The sequence below is a fragment of the Paenibacillus sp. sgz302190 genome (genome assembly GCF_059820445.1).
This window is the reverse complement of record NZ_JBZYAO010000009.1, coordinates 14899-36061: the sequence shown is the minus strand read 5'-3', so window position 1 is coordinate 36061 and position 21163 is coordinate 14899. Positions and strand designations below refer to the sequence as shown.

Below are 21163 nucleotides of genomic sequence, written 5' to 3'. Positions count from 1 at the left end.
GCCGTATGTTTACGCCGATTTGAACACGCTTACATATCGTGCGGCGATGTGGATCGACTTTCAAAAATGAATGGGGAGGCGTTGATTTTGCAAAAAAAACGTTGGTTTGCTTTAACCGTTCCCGCATGTATGGTTGTGGCCGCAATCAGTGGATGCGGAGGGCAAGCGCAAGTAACCGGCGGGGATCGTGCAGCCCAGTCGCCAAGTGCGGCAGCATCGGCATCGGCATCCGCTCAAAGTTCAGATGCAAAGCCGGCTCCGAAAGTAACCATCAATTTTGCCGGGATGAAAACTTTTGGCGAAGATTCCTGGACGGAATTGGTCAAACAATTCGAAAAGGAAAATCCTGATATTGCCGTCAAAGTGAATCAACTCCCCGCTCCTTCGGAAAGCACGGCTATACATCAATATTTGGTCACCGCCTTATCCTCCGGACAAAACGATGTTGACGTATTTACCGGCGATGTCATTTGGGTGCCCGAATTTGCCGCCGCCGGATGGACGGAACCGACGGATGCGTACATTACGGATAAAGATAAATATTATCCCGGAGTCATCGGCGCGCTAACCTATAAGAAGCAATTGATGGCCGTGCCCTGGTATGTCGACGGAGGTATGCTGTTTTACCGCAAAGATTTGCTGGACAAATACAATCAGCCCGTGCCCAAAACGTGGGACGAATTGGCGAAAACCGCCAAGCTTATACAGGAAAAAGAGAACAACTCCAAATTGCAAGGCTTCATGTGGCAAGCGAAGCAGGCTGAGGTTCTCGTTTGCGATTTTGTGGAATTTTTGACAAGCGCCAATGGAGCGGTTTTGGATGAGAGCGAAAAACCGGTCATCCACAGCCCGGAAGCCGCCAAGGCGCTGCAATTTATGAAAGACTCGATCGCGAGCGGCTTGAGTCCGAACTCTGTGCTGTCGTCCGACGAAGAACCGAGCAGAACCGTATTCACGGACGGAAATGCGATTTTCCTGCGCAATTGGTCGTATACCTGGAACGTATCGCAAGACGAGAAAAGCTCGAAGGTAGCGGGAAAGGTCGGCGTCGCTCCGCTGCCGTCTTTTGACGGAGGCAAAAGCGCTTCCGCCATGGGCGGATATCAATTTATGGTTGCGAAAAATTCCAAAAATAAAGAAGCGGCCGTTAAATTCGCTAAATTTTTGTCCAGCGAAAAATCGCAGCTGTACTTTGCCAAAAAAATGGCGTTCAGTCCGACGCGTCCGGCGGTTTTGGCCGATGAAGAGCTCAAGAAAAGCGTGCCGCTTCTTTCCAATCTCGACAATGTGTTCAGGGGCACTATCGCCCGCCCGGTTAGCCCTAAATATCCGCAAATCTCGCTGAAGCTGCAGGCCGGCATTTCCGCGGTGCTGGCAGATAAAATGCCGATCGATAAAGCGCTGGCCGACCTAGACAAGCAAATGAACGACCTGTTGAAATAACTGCGCCCAAGTCCATGAGCTGCGTTGTCCGCGCAGCTCAAAAGGTGGTCATAGATGATGCCAAGAATGAAAAGACAGCATAAATCGATGCTGGCCGGATATTTGTTCATAGCTCCCGCACTGCTGATTCTAATGGTGATCGGATTTTATCCTTTGATGCGGACGTTCATCTTGAGCTTTTACGACACGACATTTATTAATCCGGTATCCGCGTTCGTCGGAATAAGGAATTATGTCGACTTAGCGGGCGATGTATGGTTTAAGGTTGCATATAAGAATACGTGGCTGTTTACGATGATTTCAGTTATTTTGGAAGCCGTATTGGGACTCGGCATCGCTCTGCTGCTCGACAAAAAGCTGCCAGGCCGAAAATGGGTCAGAGTGAGCGTCCTTATTCCATGGGCGATTCCAACGGTCATTTCCGCCAGGATGTGGCAGTGGCTGTACAACGGCGATTTTGGCTTGATCAACTATCTGCTTGCCAAAGCGGGAATCATCGGGTCTTACCAAAATTGGCTGGGCGACAGTTCGTCCGCTTTGTGGGCGGTCATCATTGCGGATGTGTGGAAAACGACGCCTTTCATGGCCCTCATCCTGCTTGCAGGCCTGCAAACGATTTCGGAAGAAATATACGAAGCTGCGGATATTGACGGCGTGCGCCGCTGGCAGCGGTTCCGGCTCATTACATTCCCGCTGCTCTTGCCAACCTTATTGACTGCTTTTTTATTGCGGGCATTGGACGCTTATCGGGTGTTTGATTTGATCTACGTCTTGACTGGCGGGGGACCGGCCAACTCGACGGAAGTGTTGTCGAGCTACGCGTATAAAACGACGTTTTCCGCGACACAGGTCGGGTATGGCGCTTCCATGGCGGCGGTGATGGCCGTATCCGTGCTTATCTTTGCTGTGATCATCCAATATTTGCTGCGCCGCACCTATGTTTGGATAGAAGGTGAAAACTGATATGCAGCGCAAACAAATAGTGAAAGCGTTTCTTTTGCTGCTGTACGCCGCAGTTATAATTTTTAATGTCGGACCGTTTCTGTGGCAAATCATTACGTCATTTAAGCTTGATCGCGATTTAAATTCTTTGCCTCCTATTTTACCGCCCGAATTTACGCTATCCCATTATAAAAATGTGCTGGAATCGAATTTTATCCGATTCATTGCCAACAGCTCTATCGTAGCGGTCAGCGTTACTTTCATCTGTCTTCTTTTAGGAAGCTTGGCTTCCTATTCGATCGCAAGATTGCCGATTAAGGGAAAAGGGCTTGCCCTCGGATTATTTTTGGCAACCTCGATGTTTCCGCAAATTGCCGTGGTCATTCCGCTGTATTCGTTTGTGAAACAAATCGGTTTTTACAACAGCTATACCGGACTCATTATTTCTTACATGCTGTTTTGCCTGCCTTTATCCGTTTGGCTTTTGTACGGATTTTTTCGGGATTTGCCTCGCGATCTTGAGGAAGCTGCGGCGGTGGACGGCTGCGGGATTGTCCGAACGTACTGGCAAATTGCGCTGCCTTTAATCATGCCGGGTATTGTTTCTGCGGGACTGCTCGTTTTCATCGCCTCATGGAACGAATTTTTGTTGGCGCTTACGCTGACGAATAACATTCAATCGCAGACAATTCCGGTAGGCATCGCTTTATTTCCCCAAATGTTTTATGTCCCGTGGGGCGATATGTCCGTCGCTTCCATCGTCGTTACTTTGCCGCTAATTCTCATCGTTATACTTTTTGAAAATAAATTAACTAAAGGTTTGATAGGTGGTGCGGTAAAAGGATGATACGAATCGCCTGCGGTTTTACGGCCAACGCCGATGCGACGGGAACATTAAATGAAGCCCTGCTAGACCGGATTCAACAACGATGTACATTACCAAATATGTCTGCCGCCCCTCCGGTATCTTATATTTCCTCTTGGGATGAGTTGTACAAAGCGATTGTTTGGAGCGTTCAAAGGGGAAGCGGCGCGGAATATATCATTACAAATGAAAGCGTTTTAGCGGAGATGGACAGCCTGACGGATTGGAGTTGGGCCGTAGGCGGAACAGGCCTGCAGGCGGCAAGCGCTGTTTGCGCAGCGGGGTATGGCGCCGTCGTTAATTTTCCCGTTTGGTCGAAAGATTTCGATTTTCTCGTTTCCCAAAGCGGTCTTGAAATGGAATTGAAGGAACACGGACGCCCTGCTGTTCATTATATTTTGGAGTACAATCGGGAGGACGTCTCCAACCGGATCATTCTGCGGGGCTTGAAAGAGTTTGGCAAACGTTTGATTGCCCCCGGTTTTGCGGAGCGTTTGCGAAATAAGCCGGACAAATGCCGTTGGCTGCTTATATCGGGATACAACGCTGCCGATGCCGCTGAGGATATGGTTGAATTGTTGGCGGAAACCAAACAATTTTTGCAGACGCTGGGCGAATGCCGCCTGCCTGTTCATCTGGAATTGGCGGCGATATTTTCGAGGGACGATCAGTATCGCATCATTCATGAGCTTGGGCCGCTGGTGCAAAGCATCGGATTAAACGAAGATGAACTGGGCGAGCTGTTTCCAACGGAGCGGCCGCTGCTGGAGCTGAACGATGACCGGCTGATCGGCATGTTGCTGGAAGCGCACAACCTGTTTAAAGCGCCGAACTTAATTGTCCATACGCATCAGTTCGCTGCGTGCGTAACGAGCGGGAGCCGTTCCGGGTGGAAAGAGGCGCTGAGCAACGGCGTTCGATTTGCGGCATCCAAAGCTGCCGAAGGGCGTTTTTGCACGCTTTCCGAAATCGAAACGTGGGAATCGGCGCTGCAGCCGCATCCGCGGGGAGCAAGACTGGCGCAAGCGGCGGAAAAAACAGACAGCGTGATTATCGTTCCCGCATTGAAAGCCCGGGCGGTATGCACGGTAGGACTAGGCGATACCTTTACAGGCGGTTTGCTATTGACTGCGCCAATTTCGGCGGCCCCGGGGGAGAATGAGGGGGCTTGATCCCGATCCGATCAGGCCGCTTCTTCCTCCCCGGTGCATCGGGAACACGATGACATGGCCTTGCCTACTCCTTATTCATATGCGTCATATAGTACGCCTTGCGGAAATCCGTGGGCGTTATTTTTTCGTATTTTTTGAACAGTTTCATGAAATATTTTTCATCGCGGATGCCTACCGAATAAGAAATTTCCTTGATGCTTTGCGTTGTCCGAAAAAGCAAATCCTTGGCCTTCGAAATGCGCAGGACATGGATGTATTCCAGCAAATTCATGCCTGTCTTTCTTTTAAAGCAGCGGGACAAATAGTCCTTGTTGTAGCTGAATTTATCGGCAATTTCAGTGACGGAAATCGGTTCCGAGGCATGAATGCGGACCCATTCGGCGATCCGTGCCATCGTATTGTCCTCATCGCGGCGGGGACGGGCGGTCGCAGGATGAAAGCCGGCAATCGCCTGTTCCGACAATTCGATCAGGAGCGAGGTCAGGAAGTAATGGACGCCGAACCGGGTGGAATAATTCGAGTTATTGAGATGCTGCAATTGCTGAAAGATGATGTTGATGCGCTCGATGGTCGGGGATTTGAAATATAGCGGGATGTACACGGACGTGTTGAAGCGGTGCGCTTCCGGGTCTGTTTGCAGCAGACGGATTTCATCGGCGACGGTTTGAACGTCGGCGATATGGTGCTCGCCGGGGCATATAAAGTGGAACCAGTAGAAGGAAAGCCCTTTGCGGCTGGGCGCGCAGCCCTGATGGATGCGGTTCGGCAGCAGCAGCAGCATGTCCCCGGGTTTTACCGCGTATTGAACATTTTCCTGCTCGATATAAAGCGTTTCTTTGACGCCGATAATCATCTCGAAGCTGTCGATCGTTCGCCGCGAATGTATCCAGGGCGCGCCGGATTCGAATTGTCCTCCAGATATGAATTCAATTGGGGCGGTTATGTTCGCTTTCAGAAGCTTCATTGGAGCGGCCACATCCTTTCCGGCTGATTACCTCCCTATGTTATCCAAAAAGGTAAGTTTTGTACACCTATTGTTGGTTTGAGACTGCCGACAGAATGAGGGCCGCGGTGCTATCATTAAGCCATTGGTACAAAATGTAGCCGGACGGCTAAGGGAGGAAACCTATGAAGCCAATGCGCGCCATTCCTTTGAAGCAGGTCAAGATTGACGATTTTTTCTGGTCGAAGCGTCAGCAATTGATTCGGGAGACCGCCATTCCTTACCAGTGGGATGCGTTGAACGATACGATTCCGGACACCGAACCGAGCCATACGGTGGACAATTTCCGGATTGCCGCCGGAGAGTTGAAGGCGGATTTTTACGGGCAGGTGTTCCAGGACAGCGACCTGGCCAAATGGCTGGAGGCCGCCGCCTACGCCGTCTCCCTGAAGCGGGATGACAAGCTGGAGCGCATAGCCGACGAAGTGATCGAGCTGCTGGAACGTGCTCAACAGGAGGACGGTTATTTAAACACCTACTTCACGGTGGCAAAGCCCGGGCGGAAATGGACCAATTTGCGCGACGATCACGAGCTGTATTGCGCGGGCCATCTGATCGAGGCGGCAGTCGCTTACTACGAGGCAACGGGGAAAAAGAAAGCGCTTGACATCATGACCCGTTATGCCGACCATATCGCCGCCGTCTTCGGCCCGGAACCCGGACAAATTCGCGGATATGACGGACACCCGGAAATCGAGCTCGCGCTGGTGAGGCTGTATCGTGCGACCGGCAACGGCAAATATTTGGAGCTGAGCAAATATTTCGTCGAGGAACGCGGCCGGGAGCCCTATTTTTTTGATGATGAGGAGAAGAAGCGTACCGAGCACCGGGTGGCGAAGCGCAGGGCGGACTATTTTCAGGCGCATCTGCCTGTGCGCGAGCAGACAACCGCCGAAGGCCATGCGGTCCGGGCGCTGTATTTGTTCAGCGGTGCAGCCGATATTGCGGCCGAATATAACGATACAGGCTTGCTCGAAGCTGCCAAGACATTGTGGCGCAACGTGACGCAGAAGCGGATGTACATTACGGGGGGCATCGGTTCCAATGAATATTGGGAATCGTTCACCGTGGATTACGATCTGCCCAACGACCGGGCTTACACGGAAACTTGCGCAGCGATCAGCCTGATGTTCTGGGCGAACCGCCTGCTGCAAATCGAAGCGGACCGGGAATACGCCGATGTCATGGAGCGCGTGCTGTACAACGGCATTCTCAGCGGCATCTCGCTCGACGGCAAACGGTATTTTTACGTCAACCCGCTTGAAGTTTGGCCGGCCGCCTGCGACCTGCGCGAAGATTTGCGGTCGGTACAGCGGGAGCGGATGCCGTGGTTCGGCTGCGCTTGCTGTCCGCCGAACATCGCCAGGCTGATCGCTTCGCTCGGACAGTACATCTACTCCTACGATGAAGGGCAGCAGGAATTGTTCGTGCATTTGTACATAGGCGGCAGCGTGCGGCAAACGATTCACGGAAACGGCGTGGAAATTCGCCAGCAAACGAATTATCCGTGGGATGAGCGCGTAACGCTGACCGTTGCGGGGGAGGCGGAGCAGATGGGCGAGTTCACAATAGCGCTCCGTTTGCCCGCTTGGTGCAAAGATGTTCGCATTGCCGTCAACGGAGCCCCGCTCGATCTTGCCGATTGCACGCACAAAGGCTATGCAAAAATAAAGCGGGAATGGCGGAGCGGCGACAGCATCGAAATGACGCTTCCGATGCCGGTTGAAAAAGTGCGCGCTCATCCGAAAGTGCGGGAAAATGCCGGGAAGCTTGCTTTGCAGCGCGGTCCGATCGTATTTTGCCTGGAGGAGGCGGACAACGGCGGCAACTTGCGGGACCTCTGGGTAACGGCGGGCTCGCGTTTCTCGGCAGCATTCCAGCCGGACTTGCTGGATGGGGTGACCGTTCTCGACGGCGAAGCGTGGCGGTCGGCCGGCGGCTCCGATTCGGACAGCTTATATGCGACCGCCGAATACGAAAGAACGCCGGTTCCGATCCGCGCGATCCCTTATTACGCATGGGCGAACCGGGAACCGGGCGAGCTCGCCGTGTGGCTCCATGAGTACCGCAAATAAGCGAATAGACGATTTTTCCCTGGCGGGTTCATGAAGCCGGGGAATTTTTGTATCGTTAGGCAGCGATGATTGACAGATCGGGAGGTGCTTGGTTTGTTCCGCAATTTGAAAGAATCGCTCAGTGTGCGCACGATCCGCGGCAAGTTTTTTTTATTCGCGACGTATTTGATCCTGATTCCGATGGTTCTGCTCAGCATTACGTTTTACCAGATCGCCGCCAAAAAACTCGGCTCCAATGCGATGGACCACGCGACCGCTTCGCTGCGGATGGAGGAGCTTTATATGGACCGGGTCATCAAGGAATTGAGCGACCTAACCAATGTCATATTGGGCGACGCGGAAATACAGCGGATTTTGTCCAACAAGTCCGTGGACGATTTTGAGTACATTCTCAATGTCGACAAAGTGACGAAGCTGATGAACGTTTACACGCAAACGAAGCCGTTCATAACGTCTTATTTGATTTATGCCAAGCATGGCAGCGAAAAAAAGCAGTTTTACCGGGGGAGCATCGCCGATTCCGTCTTTTTCGGCTCGCGGCACCTGCTGGACCCGGACATGGCGAACCGCTATTACAAGCAGCTGCTGGAGCGCAATTTGCTGCTCTGGATCAATGAGGACCCTTTTGCCGGCAATAATGCGAGCGCGAATTCGAACCGGATGATCGTCGGCAAGCTGCTGAAAAAAACGGAAGGGGATTACGAGAATCTCGGTTTCGTGATGCTGGAGATCGATAAAGCGGTATTTTTTCAGGGGCTGCAATTTTTAAACCAGTCGGAGAAATCGCAAATTTTCGTGCTGAACGAGCAGGGCGAGCTGCTGTATCATATGCCGCAATTAGCCGGGGAGCAGGAGAGCGGGGCCGCTCAAGTGCTGCGCAAGTTCCATCTGACCGAATCGGTCACGAGGCAGAAGCTGGGCTGGAACGGGAAGACGTATATCGGCGCCGCCATGACGAACGAAAGAACCGGCTGGAAAATTGTTAACATGATCGAATACAACAAGCTGTTTGAGGATGCGAACGAAATCGGCACGATTACGATCAAAACGTTTTTGTTTGTTTTGCTGATCGGCTGGCTGATTGCGCTGCGGCTCAGCAATTCCGTCAGCCGCCCGCTCCACAGGCTGCGCTCGATGATGGCCGTCAACCACTTGACGTCCGCTGACAGCTACAAGTTCAATACGGCCGATGAAGTCGGCCAGATCGGCGCCAAATTCGTGCGGATGACCGAGGAAAACCAGCGGCTGAACCAGCAGGTGTACGACGCTCTGCTCAAGAGCAAGGAGGCGGAAATCCAGGTGCTGCAGGCCCAGATCAATCCGCATTTTTTGTACAATACGCTGGAGGCGCTCAACGGTTTTGCCGTTGCCAACAACCAGCCGGTCATGAGCGATGTCATCGGGGCGTTCGGCAAATTTTTTCGCATCACGCTGAGCAAAGGGAACGATTTGATCACCGCAGCCGATGAGCTTGAGCATGTTTCCGCCTACGTGAAAGTGCAGCAGTTCCGCTTCAAAGACAAGTTCGAATGGATTTCCGAAGTGGACGAGGGCATGATGGCGTATTTTGTGCCGAAATTGATTTTGCAGCCCCTTGTGGAAAATGCGATTTATCACGGCATGAAGGACAAGACGGGCACAGGCATGATTATGCTGACCGGCGAATGGGCGGATGGCGTGCTGAAATTTCATATTACCGACGACGGGCAAGGGATTACGGAGGAAAGGTTGAAGGAAATCAGGGATTCGCTGAGAGACGCCCAACCGGGCAAAATTTACGGCTTGAAAAATGTCCACGACCGGCTGCGGCTCCGGTTCGGCGAGCAGTTCGGGGTGCAAATTTCCGGCGAGGCAGGGGCTTATACGACCGTATCGGTAACGATGCCTGCGATTTCGCAGCATAGCTTGCAGCAAGCAAAGTATGTGACTGGAGGCGATGGAAATTGATCAAGGTCATGATCGTGGATGATGAGTTCTATATACGCGAAGGACTCAAAAAGGCGGATTTGTGGGACGAGTTGGCGCTCGAGTGCGCGTGCGAAGCGGAAGACGGCGAACAGGCGTGGGACGTCTACCGCATCGTAAAGCCGGATATTGTGCTGCTGGACATCAACATCCCCAAAATGAACGGTATGGAGCTGGCCCAGCGCATTCGCGCAGACAACGAGGACATCCCGATTATTTTTCTCACCGGATACGACGAATTCGAGCTGATGAAAGAAGCGATCTCCCTGCAAGCGTCCGATTATTTGCTCAAACCGGTGATCCGCGACGAACTGCATGACGCGCTGCGCAAAGCGAAGCACCGGGCGCTAAAGCGGGCGGGCCAGCATCAGAACCTGGACCGTTTGCGGCAGCAGGTCGATTCCTACAGCAAGGCGGCCTACGAGCAGTGGATGATCGAGCTGCTGCAGCAGCGGCGCCCATTGGGCGAATGCTTGGCTTTGCTCGCTCCTTTGGGCATACATTTCGATGATGACAGCTGTTACGCCGTAATTTGCAGTGAGTTGGATGATTGCCAGCCGCAAACGGACGGTCATCAGGGCCAGGATTCCCAGCCCAGCCGGTATGCGTTCCGCAAGCTCGTTGAGCAAGCGCTGGAGTCGTTTGAGCGTGTACATATTTTGAATGACAACTCTTGCAGAGTCATTGTTTGGGTCGTTTGTCCGGAAGCCGGCAGCGACAGCTTGAGCGGAATTGCCAGACGATTGCGCAGCGTCTTCGGCGAATGTTTGAAAGCGGAGGTCAGCATCGGGATCAGCGGCCAGGTCAAGGGGGTGGGGCAAGTTCATACCGCCTATATCGAAGCGCTGCGCGCGGTCGAGTACAAGGCGATCGTCGGGTGCGGGCAAACGATTCCGTATTCGTCCATTCGCCTAACGGTGTCGCCTCCTAACCGGCTGCTCAACAAAGAGCTGTATTTGCTGAGCGAGATGCGGGCGGGCAATGACGGGAACGTTTTAAACGTTTTGCGGGAATGGTCCGAGGAATTGCGGGGAATGTCCTGGAGCGAGGTGAAGCTGGTCGCTTCGCACCTTATTTTGTTCGTCATGCGGCTGTTCAAGGAAGCCGGGCTGCGAAGCGAGGCCGTTTCTTACGCCAGCCCTTTGATGGATTTGGACAACTGCCGGACGCTCGGCGAATTGCTTGACTTTATGACCGCTTATATGGCCGAGGTCAGCCGGATGATCCGCCAGTCCCGGGAAGTGCCGGCGCACAAGATGATCGAACAGGCGAAGGCGTGGATTCGCTGCCATTTGTCCGAAGACCTCAGCTTGGTCAATCTGGCCCAACACCTGAATATTAGTCCGAAATATCTCAGCATGCGGTTCAAACAGGCGACGGGCGAAACATTCGGCGAATTCTCGACGCGGATCCGGTTCGAACGGGCCAAGGAGCTGCTGATGGACCCTTCGCTGAAAATTTTGGATACGGCCGTACAGGTAGGCTTTACGGATACGAACTATTTCAGCATGGCGTTCAAGAAGCATATCGGAGTGACGCCAACGGAATACCGGAAGCGGTTTTTATAAAGTTTGTATGAAGTTTTATGAAATCATCTTACCAAAACAAAGAGCATGAGGACATATTCGATTGTCCGCGCGGACGCTCCTTCCCATAATAAAGAGGTAAGCCAAAATCAGTCTTATGAAGAGGGGAGCCATCTTATGAAAAGTAAAAAATGGTTCATCACGGCTGTGCTACTGGCGTTGTCCGCTGCCCTGACGGCGTGCACCAGTGCCCCGGATTCCAAGGGCGCCTCGGGACCTGCGGGGACGGCTGCGGTGAACCCCAAAGAGGTTGTGAAGCTGAAGTTTATGTTCTGGGGCAGCAACGAAGAGAAGAAAGCCGTCGAAGTGATGGTCAAAGCGTTCAATGACAGCCATCCGAACATCCAGGTGGCGGCGGAGCACGTGCCCGGCGATTACACCACGAAAATCAACACGCTGATGGCTTCCAACGAGCTGCCCGATATCGCCTACTTGCCGGACTCCTTCGCTTCCAAATGGGGAGAAGAAGGCAAACTGCTCGATTTCACTCCGTATTTAAAAGATTCGACTGAGCTGCAAAACCGGCTGCCGGCATCGTTTTACTACAGTGCACCGGGCAAGGTCGTAGGCAATGCGACGGCCGCCGAGGTGATGGTGCTTTATTACAACAAGGATTTGTTCAAGGAAGCGGGACTTGAGCTGCCTCCGGCCGAAGCCGGCAAGGCGTGGACATGGAACGAATTTGTCGAGGTCGCCAAAAAATTAACGAAGGACAAGAACGGCAAGACCGCGGCCGATCCCGCTTTCGATCCGAAAAATATCGTGCAGTACGGCTTTTCCTTCGGCGCCGACCGGGCGAGCTGGGGCCCGCTCATGGCGAGCAACGGCGCGGGCATCACGGATCAGACGGGTATGAAATATACGATGAACAGTCCCGAATCCGTAGAGGTGTTCCAGGCGCTGCAAGATTTGCTGTTCAAGTATCACGTCTCGCCGGATTTGGTCCAGCAGCAAAATATGCCGGATAACTATGTGCGGCTGCAGACGCGCAAAGTGGCGATGGTACTGGACGGCACCTGGGCCCAGCTTGATATTTCCAGAGCGAAAATCAACTACGGCATAGGCGTGCTGCCGAAATTCAAAGAGCCCAGAACGACTTACATCGCAGGCGCGAGCGTCGTTTTTGCGAATACGAAGCACCCGAAGGAAGCGATGGAGTTTTACAAATTCCACAACAACCCGGAACAGGTCGACCTCTACAAAATTGGCTTGTGGATGCCCGTAGAAACGAAATATTATACCGACCAGGCGGCGATTGATTTGTGGACGAAAAACGATGTTCATCCCCCTGAATGGAAAACGGCGGCCATAGATTACGCTTTGAAATATTCGGTGAAATCGCCCACTTCCGATTTGAAAAATTGGTCGGAGATGAGCACCAAAATTACGCCTGCCCTCGATATGATCTGGACGAACAAAAAGCCGGCCAAAGAGGTGCTGGACGGGCTGGAAAAAGACGTGCAGCCGCTCCTGAAAGGGAAGTATGCGGATAAATAACGGGACATAAGGAGGTGGAAACGTGCGGGGCAAAGTATCGGGCATTTCGCGAATGGAAAGAAACTGGGGCCTATTATTTGCGCTTCCGCCGATATTGGGACTCATCTGCTTTACGCTGTATCCTGTGGCTGCTTCGTTTTTTTACAGCTTGACGGATTGGAGCATCGGAAGCGATTGGCATTTTGTCGGCCTGGACAATTATAAGACGATTTTTACGGCCGATCCGCTGTTCAGTCAATCTTTGTTCGTAACGAGCTACTACGCTCTGGGCAGCGTGCCTGTCATGCTGCTCGCCGCCTTTGCCGTAGCTTTTCTATTGAACCAGAAAGTCAGGGGATTGGCGATTTTCCGCACGATATTTTATTTGCCGACGATCGTTCCCGCCATTGCCAATACGATGCTCTGGATCTGGATTTTCAACCCGGACTTCGGCCTTGTGAACGCCATGCTCAAATTAGTCGGGCTGCCCACATCGCAATGGATTTACAGCGAAACGACGGCCATTCCGTCGCTGATCCTGATGAGCTCGTGGGGCGTAGGCAACTCGGTGCTTATATTTCTGGCCGGCTTGCAGGCCGTGCCCGCTCATTTGTATGAGGCCGTCGAGGTCGATGGCGGCAGCCGATGGCACAAATTCCGGCACATTACGATCCCCTGCATGACGCCGACGATTTTTTTCAACCTGGTCATGTCGCTGATCGGTACGTTCCAGGCTTTCAACCAAGCTTACATCATGACGCAGGGAGGCCCGAACAACGCAACTTTGTTCTACGTGTTCTACTTGTTCCGCAAAGCGTTCACGGAATCCCGGATCGGCTACGCATCGGCGCTGGCGTGGATTTTGTTCATCATCATCATGGTATTGACGCTGATCGTGTTTAAAACTTCGAACAAATGGGTTCATTACGAGGAAGGGGGGAGACCGTGAGCCATACGACCGCAGGTGCAGCCGCAGGAACGGCTATCCGTTACGGGAAACGGTTTTCCCTGATCAGGCTTTGGATCTATGTCATTCTGATCGTCGGCAGCGCCGGCATGATGTTCCCGTTTTTTTGGCTGCTGCGCAGCTCCTTGATGGATAACAGCCAAATTTTCGTTTTTCCGCCGCAGTGGATTCCCGATCCGTTCAAATGGAGCAATTATTCGGAATCGCTGACCGCCGTCCCTTTTTTTCAATATTTGAAAAACACGTTGACGATCGAGCTTTTTACGATCTCCGGCGTGATGATTACGAGCATTATGGCGGCTTACAGCTTCGCCCGCTTGAGATGGCCGGGAAGAGATTTTATTTTCGCCCTGCTTTTGTCAACGATGATGCTGCCGTATGCCGTCACATTAATTCCGACGTTCATGGTGTGGAAAAGCGTCGGGGGGCTCAACACATTCCTGCCTTTAACCGTTCCGGCCTGGTTCGGCGGCGGCGCCTTCAACATATTTTTGCTGCGCCAGTTTTTTATGAGCATTCCGAAAGAGCTGGACGAAGCCGCATATATGGACGGGGCCAAACCGTTCACGGTGCTGTGCAAAATTATTGTGCCGCTGGCCAAACCGGCGATGATCGTCGTGGGCATCTTCACGTTCATCGACGTTTGGAACGATTTTCTCGGGCCGATCATTTATTTGAGCGGCAATGAAAAGTTTACGCTGGCCCTCGGCCTGGCTACGTTCAAAGGGCTGTATAACGCGCAATGGGGTTATCTCATGGCTGCTTCCGCAGCGATCGTAGCTCCGGTACTGGTGCTGTTTTTCGTGGCGCAGCGTTATTTTATCGAAGGCATTACGTTAACCGGAATTAAAGGCTAGCCGCCGGAAGACGCTTTGCGACTACAAGGGAAAGAGAGTTGATTGCGATGGAAGCCTACAGGCTGCAGCGGGTTCGGGAGCAATTGCAGGCGCAGAACCTTGACGCGCTTCTCGTGACGCATGCGATGAACCGCAAATATGTAACCGGTTTTACGGGTTCGGCCGGTTTTGCCGTCATCACGCAGGACAGGGCGGTGTTGTTTACCGATTTTCGCTATACCCGCCAAGCGAACGAGCAGGCTGGGCTGTACGAGGTGATCCAGCATGGAGTGAAAGCGATCGATTCGATCCATGAACTGCTGGTGTCGGAGCAAGTGGGCAGACTCGGATTCGAGCAAAACGACGTTTCGTTCGGCGCGTACACCGCCTACCGGGAGAAGTTCGCAGACATCGAAATGGTGCCTGTCAAAGAGATCGTGGAACAGATCCGCGCCTATAAAGACGAGGGCGAACTGGAAGCGATCCGTAAGGCGGTGAGCATTACCGACCAGGCTTTTGCGGATATTTTGAACATTATGAAGCCCGGCATGACCGAGCTTGACGTTTCCGCCGAGCTGGAATATTCGATCCGCAAGAGCGGCGCGCCGTCCACCGCCTACAACACGATCGTAGCCTCCGGCGAACGCTCCGCCCTGCCGCACGGCCTCGCAAGCGCCAAGAAGCTGGGTACGGGCGAATTCGTCACCATGGATTTCGGGGCGCTATACGGCGGGTATTGTTCCGATTTGACGCGAACCGTCTTCATCGGCAAGCCTGACAGGAAGCACATGGACATTTATGACATCGTGCTTGAGGCGAACAGGACGGTGCTGGCCGGGATCAAGCCGGGCATGTCCGGGAAGGAAGCGGATTCGCTCGGCAGGGATGTCATCGCCAAATACGGCTATGCGGACCAATTCGGACACGGGCTCGGACACGGATTCGGCCTGGAAATCCACGAGCCGCTGCGGCTTTCGCAGACAAGCGAAGATATTTTGCAGCCGGGGATGGTGCTTACGGTCGAACCCGGCATCTATATTCCGGGTTTCGGCGGGGTGCGCATCGAAGACGACATTTTGATTACGGAGACGGGCATTGAAGTGCTGACGAAGTCCGACAAAGCGCTCATTGTTCTGTAACCGCCGCATGGCGGGCCGCTAAGCAAAGAGGTGACGGAAAGACGATGAACCATCATACGGCAGACGTTGTAATCATTGGCGGCGGGATTATCGGGATGGCAATAGCCTACTATGCGGCACAGCGCGGCATGGACGTAATCGTTGTGGAGCGCGGTGAAATATCCGGGGGCACATCGTCGCGCTGCGACGGCAACATTTTGGCGATTGACAAAGACCCCGGATTCGACAGCCGGATGTCGCTCAAATCCCAGGAGTTGGTCGCCGGGCTGGCGCGCGAGCTGGACGAGGAATTCGAATACCGGGCTCCCGGCAGCATTCTCGTCTGCGAAACCGACGAAGAGATGGCCGCCGCAGAGCGGTGGGTCGCCCGGCAGCAAGCTGCGGGGCTGCCGTTCCGCATGCTGGACCGGCACGATTTGCGCGACGAGTGGCCGCATTTGGCCGACGATTTGCCGGGCGGATTGGAGTGCGCGACCGACTCTACGGTCAATCCCGTGCTGCTGACCTACTCGCTCGCAACGACGGCGCAGCGGCTTGGTGCGCGGATGCTCGCGCATACGCCGGTGACGGCGATTCTGCTCGATGCCGGCCGCAAAGTCCGCGGCGTGGAAACCGCGAACGGCGTTATCCTGGCGCCGACGGTGATCAATGCGGCCGGCATATGGGCGAAGCAGATCGGCGCCATGGTCGGCCTCGACATTCCGATCGAGCCGCGGAAAGGGCACATTTTGGTATCCATGCGCTCGCCGAGCATCGGCCGCCGCAAGGTGATGGAGTTCGGCTATTTGATCAGCAAGTTCGGGGGAACGCGCAAAGTCGACCCGGACGTCGAAAAATACGGTGTCGCCCTCGTGTTCGAGCCGACGGCGTCGCAAAACTTTCTGATCGGCAGCAGCCGCCAGTTTGTCGGCATGCATACGGGCATCGACCCGTATGTGATCCGGCTGATCGCCGAGCGGGCGATCCGCTTTTTCCCGGCCATCCGGGATATCCCGATGCTGCGCGCCTATGCGGGGCTGCGGCCGTGGACGCCGGATCATCTCCCGATCGTATCCCGGGTCGACGACATCCCGGGATTGTACATTGCCGCCGGGCATGAGGGCGACGGCATCAGCCTCGCCGCCGTAACCGGCAAGCTGATCAGCGAAATGCTGTGCGGAGAGCCGACCTGCATTCCGGCCGAGCCGCTGCATTACAGCCGTTTTCAAAATAAAAGCGAACATCAGGTGATTTTATGAAGCTGTCCAAACTCGTAACGACGATCGATACGCATACAGGGGGCAATCCGACCCGGACGGTGACGAGCGGCGGGCCCAAGCTGTACGGAAATACGATGAAAGACAAAATGGTATACATGTCCGAGGCACACGACGATTTCAGGCGCGCGCTCATGTTCGAGCCCCGCGGGCATGAAGTGATGTCCGGCTGCATATTGACCGAGCCCTGCGATCCTTCGGCGGATATCGGCGTCGTCTTCATCGAAACCGGCGGCTACTTGCCGATGTGCGGCCACGATACGATCGGCGTCTGCACCGCCTTGATCGAAGGCGGCATATTCCCGCCGGATAAACGGGTGATTCGGCTCGATACGCCGGCCGGTCTCGTCGTGGCCGATCTGGATATCGAGAACGGCAAAGTAAAGCAGGTCGCGTTCACGAACGTTCCTTCTTTTTTATACATGAAAGAGGTGCCCGTTACCGTGAAGGGGTTCGGCGATATTGCCGTCGACATAGCTTATGGCGGCAATTTTTACGGAATCGTCGATGCGAGGCCGCTAGGTTTGCCGCTTGTGCCGAATAACGCTTCCGCCATTATTCGATTGGGCATTCAAATCCGGGATGCCGTGAACGCCGGCTGGGAAGTCGCCCACCCGGAAATACCGGAGATACGCGGTTTGACTCATATCGAGTTCTATAGCGACCCGGCTTCGCCGTCGGCCCGCTGCCGCAATGCCGTTGTCATTCCGCCCGGCGGCATCGACAGATCCCCGTGCGGCACCGGCACTTCGGCGAAAGCGGCGGTCTTATATGCCAGGGGCGAGCTCGGCTTGAACGAGACATTCCTGCACGAAAGCATCGTTGGGTCGATGTTCGCCGCAACATGCCTGCAAGAAACGAGCGTAGGCGGTTTCCCGGCGATCGTTCCGCACATTTCCGGTTCGGCCTGGGTTACCGGGCTGCACCAGTTTGTTTTTCATGACAAAGACCCGCTGAAAAACGGATTTTTCCTGCTGTAATTGCCGGAACCGACTTTGGGAGGCTGGACGATGGAATTCAATAAGCTGTTTACAACGATCGATACGCATGCCGGCGGGGAGCCTCTGCGCATCGTAACCGGGGGCATCCCTTACCTGCAAGGGAGCGCTCAATGGGAGCGGGCCGACTGCTTCCGGCGGAATTTCGATTCGATCCGTTCGTTTTTAATGGCGGAACCGCGGGGGCACCACGGCATGACCGGGTGCGTCATTACGCCCCCGGCTTCCGCAGACGGCCATTTCGGCGCGCTGTTCATGCATAACGCAGGCTTCAGCGCGATGAGCGGGCACGGCATTATCGCCGCCGTCACGGCGCTGCTGGAGACAGGCCGGCTTCATCCGGGCGAAGCGGAGGTGGCGGATAAGGCGGATACGGGCATCCGCATCGACACCCCGGCTGGCCGGATAACGGCTTACGCGGTGTGCGAAGGCAGCGAAGTCGCATCGGTATCCTTCGATAACGTGCCTTCTTTCGTCTATGCGGCAGACGTCCCCGTCGCCCTGAACGGTATGGATTTCAGCGTGGATATTGCGTTCGGCGGCGCTTTTTACGCGATTGTCGAAGCCGGTGCGCTGGGCGGGCTCCGGTTGCAGGAAAGCGAGCTGCCCGAATTGCAGCGGTGGGGATGGCAGCTGAAGCGGGAGATCGAAGCCCGCTTGCACATTGCGCACCCGCTCGAGCGGCATTTGACGGGGCTTGAGGGCGTCGTGTTCACGGATTCGGACAACGTGCGCCAGCCCGGTTCGAATTACCGCAGCGTGACCGTGTTCGCAGGCGATCAGTTCGACCGCTCGCCCGGCGGGACGGGAGTTTGCGCCCATATGGCGGCGTCGGTTCATCGCGGCAAGCTGAAGCTTGGCGAAGCATGCGTGTACGAAGGAATCGCAGGCTCGCAGATCACCGGCGAGGCCGTCATGGAAACGAGCATAGGAACGCGCCCCGCGATTATTCCGCGAATCACCGGCAATGCGTTTATTACAGGCTTGCTGCAATTTGTCGCAGACCCGGCCGATCCGCTGGCCGAAGGTTTTTTATTGCGCTAACCTTTGCGCTTTAAAAATAAACAAATGATCCATGGAGAGGAGCAACTGGAATGACCCGTTTTGAAGGCGTCTATGTCGCCATTGTCACACCGTTTACGAAGGAATATGAGGTGGATTTCGGAAGGCTGCATGAATTGTGCAAATGGCTGATCGATCAAGGAGTTCATGGCCTGGTACCGACAGGCTCGCTGGGCGAATATGCGACGCTTTCGGGCGACGAGCGCGCCCGCGTTGTCGAAACCGTCGTCAAGGCCGCAGCAGGCCGGGTACCGGTGGTACCCGGTTCCGCTGCTCCATCGACGGCGCAAGCCGTCAGTTGGGTGCGCCACGCGAAAGAAGCGGGGGCCGCGGGCGTGATGGCTTTGCCGCCGATCAATTACAAGCCTTTGAAGCACGAAGTGTTCGCCCATTATGAAGCGCTGTCGAGCGTAGGGCTGCCAATAATCGCCTACAACAACCCTCACGATTACAAAGTCGATATGACGCCGGATTTTCTCGCCGAGCTGTCCACAATCGAAAACGTCGTTGCCGTCAAAGAGTTTTCGGGCGACATTCGCCGCGTTCACGATATTTTGGCCAAAACGGACCTGGAAGTGATGATCGGCGTCGACGATCTGGCGATGGAAGGCCCGCTTTTCGGCGCTACGGGCTGGATATCCGGCGTTCCCAACGCGCTGCCCAAAGAAGGAGTCGAGCTGTTTCAATTGGCGCGAGCGGGGAAAGCGAAGGAAGCCCAGGAGCTGTACCGCTATTTGCTCCCTTTGTTCCACTTTGACGCAAGCCCGCAGCTCGTTCAATCGATCAAATACATGATGGAGCTGTCCGGATTCCCCGTAGGTCCGACCCGCCCGCCGAGACTGCCGCTGCCGGAAGCCGACTATGCGCAAATCAAGCAGGCATACGAGTATGCTGTCAACCGGAAGTAACATATGAACGAGGAGGGAATTACAGGTGCACAGTAAAAACTGGATCGGAGGGGAATGGATCACGCCCGGTGCGGGCGAGCTGACCGTCCAAAACCCTTCCAACCTGCGGGAAAGTGTCGGCGTACTTCATCTTTCGGATGCGCCGCAGGTCATGCAGGCTGAACAGGCGGCCCGCATTGCGCTTAGCTCGTGGTCTCGACTAACCGGAGCGGCGCGCGGGGAATATTTGTACAAAATGGCGTCGGCCTTGGCGGAAAGCGCCTCTGAGGTCGCCGCGCTGGCCAGCGCGGAAATGGGCAAGCCGATCACGGAGATGCGCGGAGAAGTGATGCGCGGAGTCAACCTGCTGCGCTACTACGCAGCCGAAGGCGTCCGCTCGAACGGCGACGTCATCCCTTCGAACGAAGCGAACGTGCTGCAATATACGAAGCGTGTGCCTCTCGGGGTCGTCGGCATCGTGACGCCGTGGAATTTTCCCGTTGCCATTCCGATTTGGAAAATTGCTCCCGCGCTCATTTGCGGAAATACGGTCGTGTGGAAACCTGCCGAGTCGGCTTCCTTGACGGCTGCGCGGCTTGCGGAAGTTTTTGCGGCCGCACAGCTTCCTGCGGGGGTGCTGAACCTGGTCATCGGCAAAGGCAGCCAAATCGGCGACGCGCTGCTTGAGCAGACGGCGCTGGATGCCGTGAGCTTCACGGGCTCTACCGCGACCGGAATGCGGGTGGCGGCCATATGCGCGCGCAGAAACATCAAGTACCAGACCGAAATGGGCGGGAAAAACGCCGCTATCGTCCTGCGCGATGCCGATTTGGAAAAGACGATTCCGATGATTCTCAGCGGCGCCTTCCGTTCCGCAGGGCAAAAATGCACGGCAACGAGCCGGATAATCGTCGAAAAGTCCGTTTACGAGCCGTTCGTAAGCGGGCTGAAACAAGCGCTTGCCGCGATTAAGCTTGCGCCAGCGCACGACCCATCGGCTTATCTCGGCCCGGTCGCATCCGCGAGCCAATACAAGACGGTCATGTCGTATGTGGCGATGGCTCATGAGCAAGCGGAAATCGTTGCGGAAGGGCTGGGCTCGGCGGAAGCGTTCGGCGGACATTACATTCGTCCGTTGGTCACCGCCGGCGTCGATGCGGACCATCCGCTCATTCAGGAGGAAATTTTCGGGCCTGTGGCCGCGCTTCTGCCTGCCCGCGATTTTGACGAGTCGATCGCTTTATGCAACCGGACCGTATTCGGTTTAAGCGCTTCCTTGTTTACGCAGAACTTATCCGCAGCCCACCGCTTTTTGGAAGAAGCGCAGGCCGGGATGGTGCGGGTGAACCAGGAAACCGCAGGAGTCGAGTACCAGGCGCCGTTCGGCGGCATGAAGCTGTCGAGCTCCCACACCCGCGAGCAGGGCCAGACGGCTCTTGATTTTTACAGCGAAATCAAAACGTGCGCAATCCAATTCTTTTAAATCCAAAC

The 21163-nt window shown here is 54.8% G+C and carries 17 protein-coding genes; 16 read left to right on the top strand and 1 reads right to left on the bottom strand.

Going from position 1 to position 21163, the window contains the following annotated elements; translation table 11 throughout:
- Positions 1–87 precede the first annotated feature (87 nt).
- Genes AC6RNO_RS12630 through AC6RNO_RS12615 form a run of 4 tightly spaced genes read left to right on the top strand, consistent with a single transcriptional unit; the run spans position 88 to position 4422 of the window.
- A complete protein-coding gene (locus AC6RNO_RS12630; RefSeq protein WP_497105641.1) occupies positions 88–1443 on the top strand; it encodes an extracellular solute-binding protein in 1356 nt (451 codons plus the stop codon).
- 54 nt (positions 1444–1497) lie between these two features.
- Entirely contained in the window at positions 1498–2406 is a 909-nt protein-coding gene (locus AC6RNO_RS12625; protein WP_474681156.1) for a carbohydrate ABC transporter permease, read from the top strand.
- Between the two features lies 1 nt (position 2407).
- Positions 2408–3232 (top strand): ABC transporter permease subunit, encoded by an 825-nt coding sequence (locus AC6RNO_RS12620; protein WP_497105640.1) that lies wholly within the window; start codon positions 2408–2410, stop codon positions 3230–3232.
- Positions 3229–4422, top strand: coding sequence for an ADP-dependent glucokinase/phosphofructokinase (locus tag AC6RNO_RS12615; RefSeq protein ID WP_497105639.1), 1194 nt, complete (start codon positions 3229–3231; stop codon positions 4420–4422). The genes AC6RNO_RS12620 and AC6RNO_RS12615 overlap by 4 nt, the downstream gene beginning before the upstream one ends.
- Positions 4423–4486: 64 nt before the next feature.
- Here AC6RNO_RS12615 and AC6RNO_RS12610 read toward each other — a convergent pair whose 3' ends face one another.
- On the bottom strand, positions 4487–5386 hold the full coding sequence (locus AC6RNO_RS12610) for a helix-turn-helix domain-containing protein (protein ID WP_497105638.1): 900 nt from the start codon (positions 5384–5386) through the stop codon (positions 4487–4489).
- Positions 5387–5550: 164 nt separating this feature from the next.
- Here AC6RNO_RS12610 and AC6RNO_RS12605 point away from each other — a divergent pair, with 164 nt between their 5' ends.
- From AC6RNO_RS12605 to AC6RNO_RS12550, 12 genes are all read left to right on the top strand, one after another.
- On the top strand, positions 5551–7500 hold the full coding sequence (locus AC6RNO_RS12605; RefSeq protein WP_497105637.1) for a beta-L-arabinofuranosidase domain-containing protein: 1950 nt from the start codon (positions 5551–5553) through the stop codon (positions 7498–7500).
- A gap of 93 nt (positions 7501–7593) precedes the next feature.
- Positions 7594–9447: a histidine kinase gene (locus AC6RNO_RS12600; RefSeq protein ID WP_497105636.1), complete on the top strand. Its 1854-nt coding sequence runs from the start codon at positions 7594–7596 to the stop codon at positions 9445–9447.
- Positions 9444–11033: a response regulator gene (locus AC6RNO_RS12595; RefSeq protein WP_497105635.1), complete on the top strand. Its 1590-nt coding sequence runs from the start codon at positions 9444–9446 to the stop codon at positions 11031–11033. Before AC6RNO_RS12600 ends, AC6RNO_RS12595 begins: the two co-directional genes overlap by 4 nt.
- Positions 11034–11168: 135 nt before the next feature.
- A complete protein-coding gene (locus AC6RNO_RS12590; protein ID WP_474681149.1) occupies positions 11169–12548 on the top strand; it encodes an ABC transporter substrate-binding protein in 1380 nt (459 codons plus the stop codon).
- A gap of 52 nt (positions 12549–12600) precedes the next feature.
- Positions 12601–13476, top strand: a complete 876-nt coding sequence (locus AC6RNO_RS12585) for a carbohydrate ABC transporter permease (RefSeq protein ID WP_474681336.1) — start codon at positions 12601–12603, stop codon at positions 13474–13476.
- The gene (locus AC6RNO_RS12580) at positions 13473–14351 is read left to right on the top strand and encodes a carbohydrate ABC transporter permease (protein WP_474681148.1); all 879 of its coding nucleotides are present in this window, start codon (positions 13473–13475) and stop codon (positions 14349–14351) included. The genes AC6RNO_RS12585 and AC6RNO_RS12580 overlap by 4 nt, the downstream gene beginning before the upstream one ends.
- 47 nt (positions 14352–14398) lie before the next feature.
- The gene (locus AC6RNO_RS12575) at positions 14399–15469 is read left to right on the top strand and encodes a M24 family metallopeptidase (RefSeq protein ID WP_497105634.1); all 1071 of its coding nucleotides are present in this window, start codon (positions 14399–14401) and stop codon (positions 15467–15469) included.
- A gap of 44 nt (positions 15470–15513) precedes the next feature.
- Positions 15514–16707, top strand: coding sequence for an NAD(P)/FAD-dependent oxidoreductase (locus AC6RNO_RS12570; RefSeq protein WP_474681146.1), 1194 nt, complete (start codon positions 15514–15516; stop codon positions 16705–16707).
- A complete protein-coding gene (locus AC6RNO_RS12565; protein ID WP_497105633.1) occupies positions 16704–17705 on the top strand; it encodes a proline racemase family protein in 1002 nt (333 codons plus the stop codon). Before AC6RNO_RS12570 ends, AC6RNO_RS12565 begins: the two co-directional genes overlap by 4 nt.
- Positions 17706–17735: 30 nt before the next feature.
- Positions 17736–18767 (top strand): proline racemase family protein, encoded by a 1032-nt coding sequence (locus tag AC6RNO_RS12560; protein ID WP_497105632.1) that lies wholly within the window; start codon positions 17736–17738, stop codon positions 18765–18767.
- Positions 18768–18817: 50 nt separating this feature from the next.
- On the top strand, positions 18818–19693 hold the full coding sequence (locus tag AC6RNO_RS12555; protein WP_497105631.1) for a dihydrodipicolinate synthase family protein: 876 nt from the start codon (positions 18818–18820) through the stop codon (positions 19691–19693).
- 25 nt (positions 19694–19718) lie between these two features.
- Complete coding sequence (locus AC6RNO_RS12550) at positions 19719–21155, top strand: aldehyde dehydrogenase family protein (protein WP_488436405.1); 1437 nt, start codon at positions 19719–19721, stop codon at positions 21153–21155.
- Positions 21156–21163: the final 8 nt, after the last annotated feature.